Origin of the sequence: Dokdonella fugitiva (assembly GCF_004342425.1) — a bacterium.
GTDB classification, from domain to species: Bacteria; Pseudomonadota; Gammaproteobacteria; order Xanthomonadales; family Rhodanobacteraceae; genus Dokdonella_A; species Dokdonella_A fugitiva.
Genome location: NZ_SLWQ01000003.1, coordinates 361691 through 381053, shown reverse-complemented (window position 1 = coordinate 381053; position 19363 = coordinate 361691). Strand labels below are relative to the sequence as shown.

Sequence of the window (19363 nt, the reverse complement as noted above, 5' to 3'; positions counted from 1 at the left end):
ACGAGGGGTTCCTTGGTGGGAATCGGGTTCATCGCAGGCCGACCGTGATCTCGGTCGGCTTGCCCGCACGCAGCACGGTCACGCGCACCGAGCTCGCGCTGCCGAGGCTCGACATGATCTGCTGGCCGCGTTCGATCGAATCGACCGGCGTGCCGTTGACCGCGGTGACGACGTCTCCCTGCTCGAAACCGAGCTGGCTCAGCAGCACGGTGTCGGTGCCGGTCGACACGCGCACCCCGGAGAGATGGCCGTCGCTGAGCACGGGCACGACCTGCACGCGCTTCATGAGTTCGGCCGGGTTCTGCCGCAGGCGCTCGATCTGCGCCTGCAGGCTCGTCGGCGCGCGCGCGCGCGGCGCCGGGGTGTTCGTCGACGTCGTCGTGTTCGCACGCGCCGCGTGGGACGAGGCGGTGCCGGGCGCGCCGCGCGGTACGGAGGCGGGGCGAAGATCGCCGTCACGCGGCAAGGCCAGCGTCTCTTCGGTGCCGTCACGGGTGACGACGACGCGATCGGCATAGACGCGCGCGAGGCGCACGCCGGGACTCACTTCCTCGCCCACGCGCCAGCTGCGCTCGCCGTTGCCGGCGTCGGCGATCACCGCGATGCCGGCCTTCGGATCGGCATCGGCGAGCGTCCCGCGCAGGATCAGCGAGGTCGTCGACGGGCCGTCGCCGCCGCGCTGGGCCGGCGCGCTGCCGAACAGGTGCCATTGCGCGATCGAACGTGCCGGCGCGGCCGCGCTCGCGACGCCGGCCGGCACCGGCGCGGGGGCGATCGCGGCGTCGTCGCCGGGTACCAGTGCCCACAGCAGGCGCACCAGCAGCCACAGCGCGAGCACCGCGAGCAAGGCGCAGCAGAGGTTCGCCGCCAGCAGGGCGACGCGACCGCGGTCGTGGGCGGGAAAGGCTACGGGCATGCGCAGGGGGCCGGGATTCAGTCGGCAAGGGTAACAAAACGCCGCTCGGCAGCGTCGGCGCGATGTCCGCCCCGCGACGGCTTTCGCGTACCCCCCAGCGAACCCGCCCCCTGCCGGGCCGCAACGGAGTACGCCATGTCCCGCCCCCATCCATTCGCACACCGTCGAAGCCGTACGGCCCGCCTGCTCGCCAGCCTCGTGCTGGCGCTCGCGACGGGCGCAGCGACGGCCAAACCGGACGTTCCGGAAACCGGAGCCACGCGCCTGCCGACGCAGGCCGAAGAGGCCGCGCTGCGCGAGCGTCGTCGCGCCGCGATGCTCGACGACCTCGCGATCAGTGGCGCCGACGCAATCGCGACCGAACGCGCGGCATTGCAGGCTCTGGGCCTTTCCGCCGACGATCCGGTCGCCCTTGCCGCCCTGCGGGCGGCCCAGGTAGACCACCCGGGGCCGTCGGTCGCCGCAGCCGGCGACTTCGTGCTCGACACGACCTGGGGCAACGCCGGCATCGCGCCGGACCGCTACGCCGGGCCGGACGGCGGCACCTACCGCGGCATCAAGGCGGCGGCGCTGTCCGGCGGGCTGCAGGTCGCCGTCGGCGAGGTGCGGCTGTCGCCGAGCAGCCCAACCTACCTCGGCATCACCAAGCGCGATGCCAGCGGCACGCGCGTCGCGTGGAGCGACGTCGCGCCCCCGTACAGCGTCTACGGCGGCCAGTACATCGTGTGGCCGTACAACGATGCGGCCGCGCCCGAGGTCTTTTCTGTGCACGACGTGAGGGTGCGATCCAACCGCATCTACGCGCTCGCCACCGTCCGCCTGACGTCGCCGCAGACCTACGCGCCCGCCGTCGTCTGTTTCGACGCCAATGGCGCGAGCTGTGGCTGGTGGTTTGCGTACTACTCGGCCGGTTCGGTGGTCAACGACGCCGTCGCGATGGACATCCTCGGCGACCGCCTGGTCGTGCTCGGCCGGCATTCGCTCGGCGAAAGCGGCGGCTTCTGGACCGTGAAATGGTCGATCGCGTCCGACGGTTCGCTGGTCGACCCGACCTTCGGCAATTTCCCGGCGCCGGCCGGGCAAGCGCGCGCGGAACCGGTCGACATCGCATTCCGCCGCGTCGGCCTGCTGCCGCCGGCAAACCCGGGCTACTACGTCCTGTACTCGCGCAAGTTCAGCAGCAATGCCGAAGACGTCGACTACGACCCGTGCCTGCTCGGGGTCACTGCGGCGCACGAGCCGGACACGAGCTTCGGTGGCGCCGGGGTGCGCTGCAAGCCGTTCGACCGCCCCGGCTCGGGCCTGACCGACCGCGCGGTTGCGCTGGTGACCCTCGGTTGGCAGGACTTCGCGACGCTCACCGTGCACGAGGGCGTGCAGGTGCTGGTTTCGGTGGCGCGCTCGGGTCGCCCGGGCATCGGCGTGTGGTCCCTGCTCGACCGCGTCGACCAGTCTTCGTTCGGTGCACTCGGCGGCGACAGCCACGGCCTGGGCGGGGGACGCATGCTGTTCGGCGGCTGCGAGGGAGGCGTGGGCGAGGGCTGCTCCGTGTTGCCACCGATCGGCCACAACGCGCACATGCCCGCCGACCTCGCCATCGTCGGCGACGACATCGCCATCGTCGGCTATCGATATGGCCCGGGTTTCGTGATCGGCGGCAACGACACCGAGACGCCACTGTTCGCACGCGTCGACCGCGGCACCGGCGCGCTGCTCCAGCTCGCGACGTTCCCCTCGGGCTACAGCCAGGGCCGCTTCAACGGGATCGGCGTGCGCGACACCCGCCACGTCGTCGGCGTCGGCGAAGCGATCGACGCGTCGATCGCGGCCACGACCGCGCGCACGCAGATCCAGGTCGGCCTGACCAGCGACGACACGATCTTCCGCGACGGCTTCGACTGATGCCGCGTGCGCGCATGCACGCGCAGGGGCGCGGGCGCCGGCGGAGGCCGGCGCCCCGGCTGGCATCGCGCGGCGCGGCGCGCTACGTTCGCGGCATGGGAAGCGCACGCGACGACGGGGTCACCCAGTGGCTGCACCGATGGCAGGAGGGCGACGCGCAGGCGCTCGAACGCCTGCTGCCGCTGGTCTACGCCGACCTGCGCCGCATCGCGACCGGTGTGCTCGGGGCGACGCCCGGGCACGCCACGCTGCAGACGACCGCGCTCGTGCACGACGTGCTGCTGCGCCTGCTCGGCCGCGCGCCGGCGCAGTTCGAGAACACCGCGCACCTGCTCAACGCGTCGGCGCGCATGATGCGCCAGGTGCTGGTCGATCGCGCGCGCAAGGCGCACAGCGACAAGCGCGGCGGCGGCTGGCTGCGCGACGGATTCGAGGCGGCGCTGGAGCTGCCGATCCCTGAAAGCACCGACCTCGTCGCGCTCGACCTCGCCCTGAACGAGCTCGAGTCGGCGCACGAGCGCATGGCCAAGGTGGTCGAGCTGCGCTACTTCGTCGGGCTCGAGGTCGACGAGATCGCCGCGGCGCTCGGCGTCAACGAGCGCACGGCGCGGCGCGACTGGGCGGCGGCACGCGAGTGGCTGCGCGAGCGCCTCGAGCGGCCGGCGTGAACCTCGTTTGGCGCTGCGCCGAGGGGACGGCATGAAGGACACGCCCGATGCGCGCGAACGACTCGCCGTTACGCTGCTGCGGGCCGCGCTCGACCTCGACACGGACGCGCAGCGCGCGGCGTTCCTCGCCGAACGCTGCGGCGCCGACGCCGCGTTGCACGAGCGCGTCGAACGCCTGATCGCGCGCGCGCTCGCGGCGGAGGCCGAAGCGGCGCCCGCACCGGCGCGTGCCGCGGACGACGGCGACGCGCTGACCGGCACGCGGCTCGGCCCGTTTCGCGTGGTCGAACGCATTGGTCGCGGCGGCATGGGCGTGGTCTACCGCGGCCAGCGCGAAGAGGCCGACTTCGAGCAGGAGGTCGCGCTGAAGCTGGTGCGGCGCGGCTTCGATTTCGACGACGTGCGCGCGCGCTTCCTGCGCGAGCGGCGCATCCTGGCCCGGCTCGACCATCCCAACCTGGCGCGTTTCATCGACGGTGGCATCGCGCCGGATGGCCGCCCCTGGTTCGCGCTCGAGTTCGTGCGCGGCGAAACGATCACGCGCTGGTGCGACGCGGAGCGGCTCGACCTGCACGCGCGCGTGCGCCTGTTCCTCGACGTCTGCGCGGCGGTCCAGTACGCGCACGCGCAGCTCGTCGTGCACCGCGACCTGAAGCCGGCCAACGTGCTGGTGGACGCCGGCGGTCGCGTCAGGCTGCTCGACTTCGGCATCGCGCGCCTGCTCGACGACGACGACGCGGCCGCGCCGACCACGCTCGCGGGCGGCCGCCTGCTCACGCCCGAGTACGCCGCGCCGGAGCAGTTCCGCGGCGAGGCCGCCGGCGTCGCGACCGACGTCTATGCGCTCGGCGTCGTGCTGCACGAACTGGTCGCCGGCACGCTGCCTTACGCGTTCGAGCGCGGCGACCTCGTCGCGGCCGAGCGCGCGGTGCGCGAACGGCCGGCACAGTCGCCGACGCAGTCGATCGCACGCGACGGCGCGGACGCGGCGAACGCACGCCTTGCCGCTCGGCACACGAACGCGCGCGCATGGCGGCGCCAGGTCCGCGGCGACCTCACGCGCATCCTCGACAAGGCGCTGGCGAAGGAGCCCGCGCGCCGCTACGCCAGCGTACAGGCGCTCGCGGACGACCTCTCGCGCTGGCTGCGCGGCGAAGCGGTGCGCGTGTCCGGCGACCGCTTCGGCTACCGCGCGCGCAAGTTCGTTGCGCGCAACCGCGTCGCGGTGGCGCTCGGCACGCTCGCCGTGGCCTCGCTGCTGGCCGGCTCGGCCGTGTCGCTGTGGCAGGCGCGCCGTGCGGGGGTCGCGGCTGCGGCCGCGCGCGTGGAGGCGACGCGCGCGCTCGCCGCACGCGACTTCCTCGCCTCGCTGCTCGGCAATGCCTCGCCCGAAAGCGGCGGCTCGCCGCGGACGACGGTCGGCGAGGTGCTCGAGCGCGCACGCGCGCGCATCCGCGACGAACTCGGCGCCGATCCCGAGCTGCGACTGGAGATGTCCACCCTGATCGGGCGCACCTACAACGACCTCGGCGAATTCGAGCAGGGCATGGCGCTTCTGCGCGAGTCGGCGCGCCAGGCCGATGCGGACGCGACGCTGTCGATCGAGGCACGCGCCGCCGCGCACGTCGAGTACGCGCGCGCACTGATGTCGCGCAGCGAAACCGCCGAAGCCGAGGCCGAGGCGTCCGCCGCGATCGCGCTGTTCGAACACGCGCCGCCGTCGGCCACGCTGGTCGTCGCCTGCAACGTGCTCGCGACCGCGTACTACCTGCAGTCGCGCTTTCCCGACGCGCTCGACGCGCAGCGCCGGGCGGTGGCGATCGCGGGCCGGGTGCACGGCAGCGGCAGCGAGGCGGAGGCCGCCGCGCGGATGGAGCTCAGCTACTTCCTCGCCGCGTCCGCGGCCCCGGCCGACGCCGTCGCGGTGGCCGCGGACGCGCTGCGCGCGCTCGAGCGCCTGCATCCCGGCGGCGACGCGCCGGTCGTGACGCGCGCGCTGTGGGCACTCGGCAACGCGCTGGCCGCCGCCGACCGCGATGCGGAGGCGGTGGCGCCGCTGCGTCGCGCGCGCGATCTCGTCGCGCGCATCTACGGACGCGAGGGCACCAAGTACATGCGCAGCCTGCAGCTGCTCGGCAGTGCCGAGCTGTACGGCGGCGAGCTCGTCGCCGCGCGCGACACGCTGCGCGAGGCGGTCGCGCTCGCACGGGCGAACGCACCGGACCATCCGCTGCTGCCGCTCATGCTGTGCGACCTCGCGTCCGCGCTGCTGCGCAACGGCGAGTTCGCGGCCGTATTGCCACTGGCCACGGAAGCGTTCGAACGCGGACGGCTCGCGGGGCGCACGGACGTGCAGGACAAGGCGCGCGTCATGCACGTCCAGGCGCTGGCCGGGCTCGGCCGCGCCGCCGAGGCGAAGGCCGAGGCGTCCGCGCTGGCGCCGGAATATCGCGCACGCGATGCAGCGCAGCTGGCGCCGCTGCTGACGGCGCTCGCCGCCGCGCAACGCGCGCTCGGCGAGTTCGCCGACGCGCGCGACTCGCTCGACGAGGCGGCGCTACCCGGGGATAAGCTCGGCCAACGCGCGCGCGCCGGCCTGCGGCTCGAGCGGGCGCGGCTCGCCGTCGCGACCGGCGAGCATTCCGCCGCGCGCACGCACGCGGCTGCTGCGAAGGCCCTGCTGGCCGCGCTCAACGCGCAGCGCACGCCGGAGTTCGCCGAGGTCGAGCGCCTGCTGCAGGCGGACTGAACGCGCGGGGCCGCCTCAGTGGCGGCCGAACATGCGCATGATGCGGCGGAAGAAGCCGGGCTTGGGCGGATGCGCATCGCTCGCCGCCGCCTGCGCGGCTGCCGCGTGCGGGTGCGGCTTGCGCTCGACGATCCGCTGTGGCTGCGGACCGCGCTCGCCGCGGCCGCCCTGGCCGCGTGGCGCGGTGTTCGGCGCGGGCGTCGCCGCGGCGGCGTCGCCGCCCTCGCGCCGCTTGTTGCGACCGCGACCGCCACGACGTCGGCGCTTGCGCGGCGCATCGCCGGGCGCACCCTCTTGCGGGCCGCCGTCGCCTGCAGGCGCGCGCGGCGCCGGTGTCGCGGCGGCGACCGGCGCGGCCTCGGCCGGCTTCGGCGACGCGTCTTCACGGCGACGCTCGCCGGGCGCGCGACCTTCGCGGCGACCGCCGCGATCGCCGCGTTCGCCACGGCGCTCGCCGTCGCGGCCGCGCGAACGCGAAGGGCCGGCCTTCGGCGGCGGCCCGGCGGTGTTGCGCGCGTCGTCGGCGGCTTCGTCCTCGCCCTCGACGACCGCCTTCACCGCGCGCGCGCGCGGCGGCGGCACGACGAGCAGGTCGGGCGTGATCGGGGCGGTCGGGATCTTCTGCTCGATGTAGCGCTCGATGTCCGGCAGGCTCATCGCGTACAGGTCGCAGGCGAAGCTGATCGCATCACCTTCGGCGCCGAGGCGCGCGGTGCGGCCGATGCGATGCACATAGTCCTCGGCATCGTGCGGCAGGTCGTAGTTGAACACGTGCGAGACGTCGGGAATGTGCAGGCCACGCGCGGCGACGTCGGTGGCGACGAGGATCTCGATCTCGCCCTTCTGGAAACGGCCGAGCAGCCGTTCGCGCTTGGCCTGCGGCACGTCGCCGGACAGCGTCGCGACGGTGAAGCCCTGCCGCTCGAGCGAGCGCGTGATCTTCTCCGCGGCGATCTTCGTGTTGACGAACACGATGCTGCGATGCGCGTCGATGCGCGACAGCAGGTTGATCAGCAGCGGCTGCTTCTCTTCCTTGGCCGGGAAGTAGACGAGCTGGCGCACGCGGTCGGCAGTGACGTTGTCGGCCTCGACGGTGAGCTTCTCCGGCTCGTTCATGTGGTCGTAGGCGAGCTCGAGCACGCGGTGGCTCAGGGTCGCCGAGAACAGCATGCTCTGGCGCTGCTCGCGCGGCGGCATGCGGCGGAACAGGAAGCGGATGTCCTTGATGAAACCGAGGTCGAACATGCGGTCGGCCTCGTCGAGCACGACCGCCTCGATCGCGTTGAACGAGAACACGTGCTGCTTGAGGTAGTCGATCAGGCGACCGGGAGTGGCGATGATGAGGTCGCAACCGGCCTTGAGCAGGTCGCGCTGCTTGTCGTAGTCGACGCCGCCGTAGATGAGCGCCGAGCGCAGGCCGGTGTCGCGGCCGATGTTGCGGAAGTCCTTGTCGATCTGGATCGCCAGCTCGCGCGTCGGCGCGATGACGATCGCGCGCGGGTCGGTGAGCTTGCGATCGGCGACCGCGGGCCGGGTCAGCAGGCGGTTCAGCACGGCGACGAGGAACGCGCCGGTCTTGCCGGTGCCGGTCTGTGCCTGGCCGGCGACGTCGCGCCCGGCGAGCGCGAGCGGCAGGGTCAGGGCCTGGATCGGCGTGCAGCGCGTGAAACCGGCGGCATGCAGGCCGGACAGGAGGCTGGGATGGAGGTCGAAGCTTTCGAAGGTTATGTCGGTGATCGGGTGCTGGGACATGATGGAATCACTAGGATGGCGATGAGGCGCCCCCTGCGATTCCGCGCCCGCGATGGCGTGGCGGATCCTGCTGGAGCGCCGGCTGGACGCGGCGCACGGGCGGCCGGATGGCGGCGCTGGCCCGCTCTTGCAAAGGCGCGACGGCGTCCCCAACTTGCGCCAGTGGACCGTTTGGGCTCAAATGGGTCGTGCTTCCGCACCCCCTTCGCAAGTCCCGTCTGCACCGACGCAACCGCATGAGTGTAGCGGAACGCCGCCCGACGCGCGCGGTCGCCCCCAATCCCTTGTTTTTTGGAGTAATCCCGTGAGCGAACACATTGCGCACGTGAGCGATGACCAGTTCGAGGACCAGGTCCTCAAGTCCAGCGAGCCCGTGCTGGTCGATTTCTGGGCCGAATGGTGCGGCCCGTGCAAGATGATCGCGCCGATCCTCGACGATCTCGCCCAGAGTTACCAGGGCAAGCTCAAGGTCGCCAAGATCAACATCGACCACAACCAGAAGACGCCGCGCAACTACAACGTGCGTGGCATCCCGACGCTGATGATCTTCCGCGACGGCAAGGTGCAGGCCACGCAGATCGGCGCGGTGAGCAAGACCCAGCTCGCGCAGATCATCGACAAGGCGATTGCCTGAAGACGCCGGGAATTGGGAATGGAGAATCGGGAATGGCGAGCAACTCGCTGCCCGCTCGCCGGTCCGCTTTGGTGAACCGGGCTTCAGACGATTCCCCATTCCAGTTCCCCCGTTCCCGGCCTTGACGCTTTACGCCCGCAAATCGCGGTGCTAACGTAGTCCCAGCGCCCGGAGTACCACGCTGCTCCGCCCGCTTCTCCTTCGATCTCCTTCCCTCCCCAGCTTTGCAACGGCGCCCAGCGAGGATTGCCCGTGTCCGAAAACGAAACGAACGATAGCGGCCAGGGTGCCGCCGCCGAAGGCCGTCCCGAGCCCCGGCAGCGCGGCCCGCGTGGCCAGCAGCCGCAACAGCAGGATGCAGCGCCGGCGAATGCCGAAGCGCGCACCCCGAACAACGACCAGGCCGGCGGCGATGGCGCCGAAGGCAATTCTCCGAATGCGGGCGGCGGCCAGAATGGCGGCGGCCAGCAGCAGAACCAGGGTGGTCGCCGCGGCCGGCGCGACCGTCGCAACCGCCATGGTGGCGGTGGCGGCGGCAATCCGCAGGCCAACCGCAGCGGCATGTACGACGACGAGGAGTTCGACGAGTCGAAGAACGGCGGCGGCAACGGCCCGCTGATCGACCTCAACGACCTCAAGCGCAAGAGCGCGGCCGAACTGCTCGCATTCGCCGAGAGCCTCGGCATCCAGGAAGGCGTCGCGCGCGCGCGCAAGCAGGACATCGTCTTCCTCGTGCTGAAGGCGCATGCGCGCGCCGGCGGTGGCATCTACGGCGAAGGCGTGCTCGAGATCCTGCAGGACGGCTTCGGCTTCCTGCGCGGCTTCGACGCGAGCTACCTCGCCGGTCCCGACGACATCTACGTCAGCCCGAGCCAGATCCGTCGCTTCAACCTGCGTACCGGCGACTACATCACCGGCCGCATCCGCCCGCCGAAGGAAGGCGAGCGCTACTTCGCGCTGCTCAAGGTCGACCACATCAACGGCGAGCCGCCGGAAGCGTCGAAGAACAAGGTCCTGTTCGAGAACCTGACGCCGCTGTTCCCGCGCAAGGCGTTCCACCTCGAGCGCGGCAACGGCTCGTCCGAGGACATCACCGGCCGCATCCTCGACCTCGTCGCGCCGATCGGCAAGGGCCAGCGCGGCCTCATCGTCTCGCAGCCGAAGGCGGGCAAGACGATGATGCTGCAGAACGTCGCGCAGGCGATCGTGCACAACCATCCGGAAGCGCACCTCATCATCCTGCTCATCGACGAGCGCCCGGAAGAAGTCACCGAGATGCAGCGCGGCGTGCGCGCCGAGATCGTCGCCTCGACGTTCGACGAACCGGCCGTGCGCCATGTGCAGGTCGCCGAGATGGTGATCGAGCGCGCCAAGCGCCTGGTCGAGCACAAGAAGGACGTGGTGATCCTGCTCGACTCGATCACCCGCCTCGCACGCGCCTACAACACGGTCGTGCCGTCGTCGGGCAAGGTGCTCACCGGCGGCGTCGACGCCAACGCGCTGCAGCGCCCGAAGCGCTTCTTCGGCGCCGCGCGCAACGTCGAGGAAGGCGGCTCGCTGACCATCATCGCGACCGCGCTGATCGACACCGGCTCGAAGATGGACGAAGTCATCTACGAAGAGTTCAAGGGCACCGGCAACATGGAAGTGCACCTGAACCGCCGCATCGCCGAGAAGCGCGTCTACCCCGCGATCGACATCAACCGCTCCGGCACCCGCCGCGAGGAGCTGCTGATCGACCCGGACCAGCTGCAGAAGATCTGGATCCTGCGCAAGCTGCTGCATCCGATGGACGAGCTCGCCGCGATGGAGTTCATGCTCGACAAGATGAAGAACACGAAGACCAACGACGAGTTCTTCGGCGCGATGAAGCGCGGCTGACGAGGCCGGCGCTCACGCAAGGAAAAAGGCCGGCGCGATGCCGGCCTTTTTTTTTCGTCCATCGCGCGGGATGCAACAAGGCATCGCTCACGCTTACCGCTGCGTTCCCGGCGGCAGCTCGAGGCGCAAGCAACGAACCGGCGGGTGGGCCGAAGACGCCGGGTCGCGACTTTGGCCGGGACGACGATGAGCCGCTTCGAGGACGCGTGCCCGCGCGCGCGTCGACATCACCGCCGCGCGCGCTGCGTCGGGCAACTTTCAGTCCACGCTGCCGAGATCGTCCGTCTCGACGGCCCAGCCGTTGTCGCCCTTCGCCATGAGCACGCGGCCGGCGCGCTTGATCTCGTCGCGGTCGACGCCTTCGACGCGCAGCACCGCGTGGTCGCCGCGCTGCACCGCGGAGAGGATCTTCACCGACACCGGCTTGCCGTCGCGCAGGTCCTTGAGACCCTGCTTCGATTCGTTCTCGTCGTCCTCGGGCAGGCGCCAGCGCGCCGATTCGCCGAGGATCCTGCGCAGCGCGGGCAGGTCGCCCTTGGCGAGCGCGGCGAGGTAGGCGCTGTACGCACGGCCCGGTTCGCCGCCGTCGGCGCCGAGTTGCGTGCCCGCGGTCGGCGCGGTCACGTCGGCGGCGAACGGCATGTCGAAGTCGTAGGTCTTGCCGAAGAAGTCGTCCGGCTTGGTCATTACCCAACGCCCTTCGAGGTGCGTCGGCGTGCGCTTGGGCAACGTGAATTCGCCCGAACCGGACATGTTGAACGACTCGCTCGGCTGGTCGTGCGAGAAGTACAGCCCGCATTCCTTGCCTTCCGGCGTCACGCAGATGCGCACGTAGCCGCCCGGCTTGCCGTGCATCTGCCCGCTGACCTCGCTGCCGGGATCGAATGCGTCGGCGACCTTCTGCACGTCGATCGGCGCGCTGGTCAGGAACAGGTAGACCCGCGCCGGTCCGCTGCGCTCCTCGTGCATGACCGCGTAGGCGTGCTTGATCTCCATGCGCACCTGGTCGAACCGGAAGTAGCCGGGGCCGGCCGCTGCGGCGGCGGTCGATCCGAGCAGCAGGGCAACGCACGGCAGGCGGGAAACGGGTCGCTTCATGGCTTCGCTCCGGCGCCGGAGAAAGGCGGCGCTCCGATACCGGAAACGGAAAACGACGGCCGGAGCGAACATCCGGGAGCAGATTCCCCTGTGCGGGGCGCTGCGGGGCCGGGCGCGATGGCCGGCGTCAGCGCGACGCGCGCGTCGGCATCCAGCGCGCGAGCGCCTCGCGCGTGCGGCGGCGGCCGAGTTCGATGAGTTCCTCGGCGCGATGGAACTCGTAGAACGCACAAGCATTGCGCGGAATCGTCACGAGCAGGTCGGGCGGCTGCGCCGCGAGCTTGAGCCGCGTGATCGTCTCCTGCACGACGTCGAGCGAACGCGCGAACAGTTCGAGCGCACCGGGCTCCTGCGGCGCGGCACGCCGTTCACGCCGTTCGACGAAGGCATCGACGAACGAGGCGAAACGGCGCCGCCGCATGCCCTGCGCGAGATCCGCCGGCGACGGCTTGCCCCCTTCGGGCAGCTGTTCCGGCGTCGCCTGGCCCGCGCTGCCGCCATCCTCGTCCGCGTGGTCGCCGTCGAGCGGCTCGGCCGGCGCGTTGACGTCGACCGCTATCGTCGCGTCGGTGAGGTCGCGCAAGGTCGGCGAGATCGGCAGCGGGTTGAGCAGGCCGCCGTCGACGAGCAGCCGCCCCTGGTAATGGTGCGGACGAAACACGGTCGGGATCGCGATCGACGCGCGGATCGCGTCGAACAGCGGCCCGCGCGAGAACCAGACTTCCCGTTGCGCATCGAGGTCGACCGCGACCGCGGTATAGGGAATCGCCAGGTCCTCGATCACGAGCTCGCCGATCATCTCGCGCAGGATGCCGCTGACGCGTTCGCCCTTGATGAAGCCGCCGCCGCGGAAGGTCCAGTCGATCAGGCGCAGCACGTCGAAGCGTTGCAGCGGGCGCACCCATTCGCGGTACTGGTCGAGCCTGCCCGCGGCGTACATGCCGCCGACCAGCGCACCCATCGAACTGCCGGCCACCGACCGGATCGAGAATCCCTGTACCTCGAGTTCCTCGATCACGCCGATGTGCGCGTAGCCGCGCGCGCCGCCCGAACCGAGCACGAGCGAGATCGGGACGCCACCGGGTGCATCGCCCGCGGGCGGCGGCAAGGCGGCCGGTCCCCCGCTCATTGGACATTGCCTGCATAGGCGCCGAGCGCGAGCTGCAGCAGGATCTTCATCTCCTCGCGCAGGCTCACCGGCGCGACCACCTCGGCGTCGGGTCCGTACTTGAGCACGTCCATGAGCAGCTCGCGCGAATTCGAATACGGCACCCGCAGCTCGTAGCGGCCGTCCGGCAGGCGCTCGCCCTGCTGCTGCGAATGCCAGTGCTCGTCGGCGACCCAGCGCGCCGCGTGCGAGGAGAAGCGGATCGTCGCCCATGCCTTCGGCGCGCCCGAGAAGATGCCGTAGCTCGAGGCGAGATGCGCGTCGAGCTCGGCCGCCTCGCGGTCGAGCGCGGGCTCCTCCAGCGGTTGCGGGTCGCGGATGCGATCGAGCGCGAAGCTGCGCAGCGCGTCGCGGCTGTGGTCCCAGGCATCGAGGTACCAGTTGTCGCGGTAGTGCGCGAGGCGCTGCGGCGAGACGATGCGCTCGGTGGTCGCGTCGGTCGAACGCGCGCGATAGCCGAACCTGAGCCGCGTGCGGTTGAGCAGCGCGCCGGCGACGCCGCGGAATACCGCCTGGTCGAGCCGGCGCGAGCCGCTCGTGAGCACGCGGATGCGCTCGACCGGCAGGCTGCGCCCGCTCGCCTGGTCGGACAGCAGGCGCTCGATGCGCGCGCGGAAGGGCGCGAGGGCGCCCGCGAGTACGCCCGGATCGGAGCGTCCGAGCAGTTCGTTCAGCGCGAGCAGCGCGGCGAGTTCCTCGCTGGTCAGCCACAGGCCGGGCAGCTCGAAGCGCTCCGCCTCGTCGGCGGCGTAGCGGAACGTCGACTCGTCCTCGCCGTACTCGATCGGCGCACCGAGTGCGTCGCGCAGGAACGCGATGTCGCGGTAGAGCGTCGCGCGCGAGCAGTGCACCTCGTCCTTGAGGCGCGAGAAGGACACGGGGTAGCGCGCGGCCTTGAGGATGCGATGCAAGGTCAGGATGCGTTCGTAGCGGTCCATGGCGTGCGTCTGGATGGAGGCGCGGCCCGCGGCCGCGGCGATCGGCGAAGGATCGCACACGTTGCCGTGGCGTGGGCGGGGGTGCACCGGCCGTGGCGGCTCGACCTGCGCCGCCCGCCGCGCCGCATGGCACGCGCGGCGTGGACGCATCCGCTACCATCGCGGGATGCCGCACGCCCACCTGAACCTGCACGAGCCGACCGGCGATGCGGTCGAGACGACGACCTGCTACATGTGCGCCTGCCGCTGCGGCATCCGCGTGCACCTCAAGAACGGCCGCGTCCGCTACATCGACGGCAACCCGCGCCATCCGGTGAACCGTGGCGTGATCTGCGCCAAGGGTTCGGCCGGGATCATGCAGCACTACTCGCCGGCGCGGCTGTCCAAGCCGCTGCTGCGCGTCGGCGCGCGCGGCGCGCGCGAGTTCCGCGAGATCGAATGGGACGAGGCACTCGCGCTCGCGGCGAAGTGGCTCGGCGACATCCGCGCGCGCAACCCTGATGAACTCGCGTTCTTCACCGGCCGCGACCAGTCGCAGGCGCTGACGGGCTGGTGGGCGCAACAGTTCGGCACGATCAACTATGCCGCGCATGGCGGCTTCTGCTCGGTCAACATGGCCGCCGCGGGCATGTACACCCTCGGCGGCAGCTTCTGGGAATTCGGCGAGCCCGACTGGGACCTCACCAGGTACCTCATGCTCTGGGGCGTCGCCGAGGACCACGACTCCAACCCGATCAAGCTCGGCCTCGGCAAGCTCAAGGCGCGTGGCGCGAAGATCGTCGCGATCAATCCGGTGCGCACCGGCTACGGCGCGATCGCCGACGAATGGGTGCCGATCAACCCGGGCACCGACGGCCTGCTCGCCGGCGCGCTCATCCACGAGCTCCTGCACGCGGACCGCATCGACCTCGACTACCTCGTGCGCTACACCAATGCGCACCACCTCGTGATCAGCGCACCGGGCGCAGCCGACGACGGCATGATCGCGCGGGATGCGCAAGGCCGCGCGCTGTGCGCCGCCCGCGTCGGGGACGAAGGTCCCCGAAGCACCGGCTACCGCATCGCCGACGCGGCCGGCATCGGCATCTCGCCACTCGTCATCGGCGAATACCTGCTCGCCGACGGACGCACCGCCGTGCCCGCGTTCCAGCTCTTCGCCGAACGCTACATGGCGGTCGATTACGCGCCGGACGCGGTCGCCACGACGTGCGGCATCGACGCGGCGACGATCCGCCGCCTCGCGCGCGAACTCGCCGAAGTCGCGTTCGAGCAGGCGATCCGCCTGCCGCAACGCTGGACCGATGCCTGGGGCCGCGAACACGAGGAAATGATCGGTCGTCCGGTCGCGATGCATGCGATGCGCGGCATCAGCGCGCACGCGAACGGCTTCCACACCTGCCGCACGCTGCACCTCCTGCAGATGATCCTCGGCGCGATCGACACGCCCGGCAGCTTCCGCTACCAGCCGCCGTACCCGAAGCCGGCGCCGCCGCCGAACCGGCCCGGCAAGACGCGCAAGGACGACGGCGCGCTCGACGCCGGCCCGCTCGGCTACGTGCACACGCCCGACGACCTCGTCGTCGATGCGCGCGGCGAGCCGCGCCGCATCGACAAGGCGTTTTCGTGGCAGCATCCGTTCGCCGCGCACGGCATGTTGCAGAACGTGATCGCCAACGCGTGCGCCGGCGATCCGTACCGCATCGACACGCTGTTCCTGTTCATGGCGAACATGGGCTGGAACTCGGCGATGAACACGAGCGCGACGCGCGCAATGCTGTGCGAACGCGACCCGGCCAGCGGCGAATACCGCATCCCGCACGTGATCTACGTCGATGCGTACGATTCGGAAACCGTCGCGTTCGCCGATCTCGTGCTGCCCGACACGACCTATCTCGAGCGCCACGACTGCATCAGCCTGCTCGATCGGCCGATCTCGGACGCCGACGGCGCGAGCGATGCGATCCGCCAGCCGGTCGTGCAACCCGATCGCGACGTGCGCCCGTTCCAGGACGTGCTGCTCGACCTCGGCGCGCGCCTGCGCCTGCCCGGCCTCGTCGACGACGCCGGCGCGCCGAAGTATCCGCGCGGCTACGCGCAGTACATGGTCGAGCACGAACGCGCGCCCGGCGTCGGCCTGCTCGCCGGCTGGCGCGGCGCGGACGGCGCGCAGGACGGCGTCGGCGCACCGAACCCCGGCCAGCTCGCGCGCTACGTCGAACACGGTTGCCACTGGCATCGTGCCGTGCCGGATGCGGGTCGCTACTACAAGATGGCGAACCGCGATTACCTCGAGTGGGCGAAGTCACTCGCCTTCGTCGGTTCGACCCAGCCGATCGTGCTGCAGTTCTACGCCGAAACGCTGCAACGCTTCCGCCTCGCCGCGCGTGGCCACGGCGCGATGCAACCGCCCGATCACGAACGCGCGCGCGTCGAGCGCTATTTCGACCCGCTGCCCTTCCACTATGCGTCCCTTGCCCCGCTTGCAGGGGAAGGTGCCGAAGGCGGATGGGGGGAAGGGTCGTCGCAAGCCTTCCCTCACCCCGACTCTCTCCCGCAAGCGGGAGCGGGGGTTGCGCACTATCCCCTCGCCGCCATCACCCAGCGCCCGATGTTCATGTACCACGCCTGGGGTTCGCAGAACCGCTGGCTGCGGCAGATCGCGACGCGCAACTATCTCTACGTGAATCCGCGTACCGCGGCCGAGCACGGCGTCGCCGACGGCGACTGGATCTGGCTCGTCGCGCCGCGCGGGCGCATCCGCGTCCAGGCACGCATGCACGCGGGCACCGCGCCGGGCACGGTGTGGACCTGGAACGCGATCGGCAAGCACAAGGGCGCGTGGAAGCTCGCGGCCGACGCGCCGGAGAACGTCGACGGCTTCCTGCTCAACCATCTCATCGACGAGTCGCTGCGCGACCGGGACGGGCGTGCGCGCTGCGCGAACGCGGACCCGGTGACCGGCCAGGCGGCCTGGTTCGACCTGCGCGTGCGCATCGAGCGTGACGCCGAGCCGCGTCGCGACGGCCATCGCATCGAACTCTCGGGGCCGGACGGATGAGCGGCGCCGCATGGACCACGCTCGCGATCGTGTTCGGCGCGATCGTGCTGTTCGCGAGCGAGAAGGTGCGCATCGACCTCGTCGCACTGATCGTGCTCGTGCTGCTCGTCGTGCTCGGCCTCGTCACGCCCGACGAAGCCCTCGCCGGCTTCAGCAACGAGGCGACCGTGACGGTCGCGGCGATGTTCGCGCTCAGCCTCGGCATCGAGCGCTCGGGCGCGCTGGAACCGCTCGGCCGCCTGCTCGCGCGCGTGCGCAAGCCGTGGCTGCTCACGCTCGCGCTGATGCTCGCGATCGCGCCGATGGGCGCGTTCGTGAAGAACATCGCGCTCGTCGCGACCTTCCTGCCGCTCGCGCTGCGCGTGTGCGCGCGCACGAAGACGCCGCCGGGGCGCGTGCTGCTGCCGATGGCGTACGCGGCGCAGATGGGCGGCGTGTGCACGCTGATCGGCACCTCGTCGAACCTGCTCGCCGACAGCCTCGCGCAGAAGCACGGCCTGCCGCCGTTCGGCGTGTTCGAGTTCACGCGCATGGGCGCGCTGCTCGCCCTGGTCGGCATCGTCTACCTCATGATCATCGGCCGCTGGCTGCTGCCGCGGCACATCCCCGCCGAGGTCGGCAGCGAAGCGGAGCTCGGCAAGTACGTGACCGAACTGCGCGTGCGCGAAGGCTCGCCGCTGGTCGGCCAGACGATCGCCGAGGCGACGCTCGGCGAGACCTACGGCGTCTACCCACTCGAACTGCTGCGCGGCGAGCAGCACCTGTGGTCGCCGCGCGAACAGCGCGTCGAGCCCGGCGACGTGCTGCTCGTGCGCGGCGACTGGGAGAAGATCGAGGACCTGCGCACGCGCGCGCAGCTCGACATCGACCCGGAAAACCGCTACGGACCCGAACACGGCCGCACGCGCGTGCTGGTCGAGGCCATGGTCAAGCCCGACACCACGATCGAGCACCACTCGCTCGGCGACGTCGACGTATCGCGCGAGTACGACGCGATCGCGCTGGCGATCCGCCGGCGCGGCGAGGTGTTGCGCGAGTCGCTCAAGGACGTGCGCCTCGTCGGTGGCGACGTGCTGCTCCTGCTCGTCGGCGAGAAGTCGGTCGCCGCGGTGCGCAGCGACGAGCGCTTCGTCGTGCTCAGCGAGCGCGACGACGTGCGCCGCACGCCGCGCCGCGCCATCGCCGCGATCGTGATCATGGCGGCAGTGGTCGCGCTGTCGGGCCTGCACGCGCTGCCGATCCCCGTCGCCGCGATCGCCGGTGCGGTGGCGATGGCCATCGCCGGCTGCTATGGCACGCGCGACCTCTACGCCGGCATCGACTGGAAGATCATCGTGCTGCTCGCCGCGATCCTGCCACTCGGCACCGCGATCGAGAACAGCGGCCTGTCGAAGGCGCTCGTCGACGGCGGCATGCAGCTGATCGGCTCGCACGGCCCGCTCGGCGCGTTGCTCATGGTGTACCTGCTCACCGCGCTGCTGACCGAACTCATGGGGCACAACCCGTCGGTCGTGCTCATGGTCGGCATCGCAGCGTCGGTCGCGCACGCGGTGCATGCCGACGCGCGCCCGTTCGTCGTCGCGGTCGCCTTCGCCGCGGCGACCTCGTTCGCGACGCCGGTCGGCTATCCGACCAACACGATGGTCTACTATGCCGGCGGCTACCGCTTCACCGACTTCATGAAGGTCGGCATCCCGCTGATCGCGATGTTCTGCGCGCTGTCGATGTTCCTCATCCCGACGTTCTGGCCGTTCCAACCATGACCACCCTGCCGCCACCGGGCGCGAAGAAGCTCGGCCTCGTCATCGACCTCGACACCTGCGTCGGCTGCCACGCCTGCGCAGTCGCGTGCAAGGAATGGAACGACGGCGGCCAGTTCGGCGCGCTGCCGGACGAGGATCCGTACGGCGCGCAGCCGCACGGTGTCTGGTTCAATCGCGTGCACAGTTATGCGGTCGAAGTGCCGGGATTGGTGATTGGGGAATCGGGAATCGCAAGAGCAAGAGCGCCGGACGCGACGTCACCCGCTTCTCCCATTCCCGATTCCCCATTCCCCATTCCCGGCCTTACCGTGCACTTCCCGCGCTCGTGCCTGCACTGCGAGACGCCGGCCTGCGTGACCGTGTGCCCGACCGGCGCGAGCTACAAGCGCGCCGAGGACGGCATCGTGCTCGTCGATGCCGACAAGTGCATCGGCTGCCAGCTCTGCGCCTGGGCCTGCCCGTACGGTGCGCGCGAATTCAGCATGGAGCGCGGCACGATGCAGAAATGCACGCTCTGCGTCGACCGCATCTACAACGAGACGCTCGACGAGGCGGACCGCCAGCCCGCCTGCGTGATGGCCTGCCCGACGCGCGCGCGGCATTTCGGCGATCTCGGTGATCCGCAGTCACCGGTGTCGAAGCTCGTCGCCGAGCGCGAGGGTTACGCACTCATGCCCGAGTACGACTACAAGCCGGTCAACCGCTACCTGCCGCCGCGGCCGCGTCGTGGCGGTTGCGCGGACGCGATGACGAAGGCGTCGTCGCCGGAGTCGCTCGATACGGCGCAACTGCCCGGCGTGCTGCGCTGGCTCGACCGCGTGCTGTCGCGCTGAGAC

13 protein-coding genes are annotated in these 19363 nt (G+C 71.0%); 8 read left to right on the top strand and 5 right to left on the bottom strand.

The genetic code is table 11. The features are described from left to right. Window positions 1–28: 28 nt before the first annotated feature. On the bottom strand, window positions 29–916 hold the full coding sequence (locus EV148_RS18475) for a type II secretion system protein N (RefSeq protein WP_158287394.1): 888 nt from the start codon (window positions 914–916) through the stop codon (window positions 29–31). A gap of 135 nt (window positions 917–1051) precedes the next feature. Between EV148_RS18475 and EV148_RS18470 the strand changes: the two genes are divergently transcribed. The 3 genes from EV148_RS18470 to EV148_RS08440 all read left to right on the top strand — a co-directional run bounded on the left by EV148_RS18470 (window position 1052) and on the right by EV148_RS08440 (window position 6235). Continuing rightward, complete coding sequence (locus EV148_RS18470; RefSeq protein WP_158287393.1) at window positions 1052–2818, top strand: hypothetical protein; 1767 nt, start codon at window positions 1052–1054, stop codon at window positions 2816–2818. A 95-nt stretch (window positions 2819–2913) separates the two neighbouring features. Continuing rightward, window positions 2914–3486 carry an ECF-type sigma factor gene (locus EV148_RS08445; protein ID WP_131996458.1) on the top strand — a complete coding sequence of 191 codons (573 nt, stop codon included), beginning with the start codon at window positions 2914–2916 and terminating at the stop codon, window positions 3484–3486. 31 nt (window positions 3487–3517) lie between these two features. Next, on the top strand, window positions 3518–6235 hold the full coding sequence (locus EV148_RS08440; RefSeq protein WP_131996455.1) for a serine/threonine-protein kinase: 2718 nt from the start codon (window positions 3518–3520) through the stop codon (window positions 6233–6235). A 15-nt stretch (window positions 6236–6250) separates the two neighbouring features. On the opposite strand, the gene rhlB is transcribed toward EV148_RS08440, so the two are convergent. Then, window positions 6251–7987 carry an ATP-dependent RNA helicase RhlB gene (gene rhlB, locus EV148_RS08435; RefSeq protein WP_131996452.1) on the bottom strand — a complete coding sequence of 579 codons (1737 nt, stop codon included), beginning with the start codon at window positions 7985–7987 and terminating at the stop codon, window positions 6251–6253. A gap of 304 nt (window positions 7988–8291) precedes the next feature. Here rhlB and trxA point away from each other — a divergent pair, with 304 nt between their 5' ends. Continuing rightward, window positions 8292–8621: a thioredoxin TrxA gene (trxA, locus tag EV148_RS08430; protein ID WP_131996449.1), complete on the top strand. Its 330-nt coding sequence runs from the start codon at window positions 8292–8294 to the stop codon at window positions 8619–8621. 204 nt (window positions 8622–8825) lie between these two features. Further along, entirely contained in the window at window positions 8826–10502 is a 1677-nt protein-coding gene (rho, locus tag EV148_RS08425; protein WP_425479852.1) for a transcription termination factor Rho, read from the top strand. A 258-nt stretch (window positions 10503–10760) separates the two neighbouring features. On the opposite strand, the gene EV148_RS08420 is transcribed toward rho, so the two are convergent. The 3 genes from EV148_RS08420 to EV148_RS08410 form a co-directional block, all read right to left on the bottom strand. Then, window positions 10761–11600: a hypothetical protein gene (locus tag EV148_RS08420; protein ID WP_131996443.1), complete on the bottom strand. Its 840-nt coding sequence runs from the start codon at window positions 11598–11600 to the stop codon at window positions 10761–10763. 127 nt (window positions 11601–11727) lie between these two features. Next, window positions 11728–12729 (bottom strand): patatin-like phospholipase family protein, encoded by a 1002-nt coding sequence (locus tag EV148_RS08415; RefSeq protein WP_131996440.1) that lies wholly within the window; start codon window positions 12727–12729, stop codon window positions 11728–11730. After that, window positions 12726–13706 (bottom strand): helix-turn-helix transcriptional regulator, encoded by a 981-nt coding sequence (locus EV148_RS08410; protein WP_131996437.1) that lies wholly within the window; start codon window positions 13704–13706, stop codon window positions 12726–12728. Before EV148_RS08410 ends, EV148_RS08415 begins: the two co-directional genes overlap by 4 nt. Before the next feature lie 166 nt (window positions 13707–13872). Between EV148_RS08410 and EV148_RS08405 the strand changes: the two genes are divergently transcribed. Genes EV148_RS08405 through EV148_RS08395 form a run of 3 tightly spaced genes read left to right on the top strand, consistent with a single transcriptional unit; the run spans window position 13873 to window position 19360 of the window. Next, on the top strand, window positions 13873–16764 hold the full coding sequence (locus EV148_RS08405) for a molybdopterin oxidoreductase family protein (RefSeq protein ID WP_131996434.1): 2892 nt from the start codon (window positions 13873–13875) through the stop codon (window positions 16762–16764). Further along, complete coding sequence (locus EV148_RS08400) at window positions 16761–18527, top strand: SLC13 family permease (RefSeq protein ID WP_131996431.1); 1767 nt, start codon at window positions 16761–16763, stop codon at window positions 18525–18527. The genes EV148_RS08405 and EV148_RS08400 overlap by 4 nt, the downstream gene beginning before the upstream one ends. Further along, entirely contained in the window at window positions 18524–19360 is an 837-nt protein-coding gene (locus tag EV148_RS08395) for a 4Fe-4S dicluster domain-containing protein (RefSeq protein ID WP_131996428.1), read from the top strand. Before EV148_RS08400 ends, EV148_RS08395 begins: the two co-directional genes overlap by 4 nt. Window positions 19361–19363: the final 3 nt, after the last annotated feature.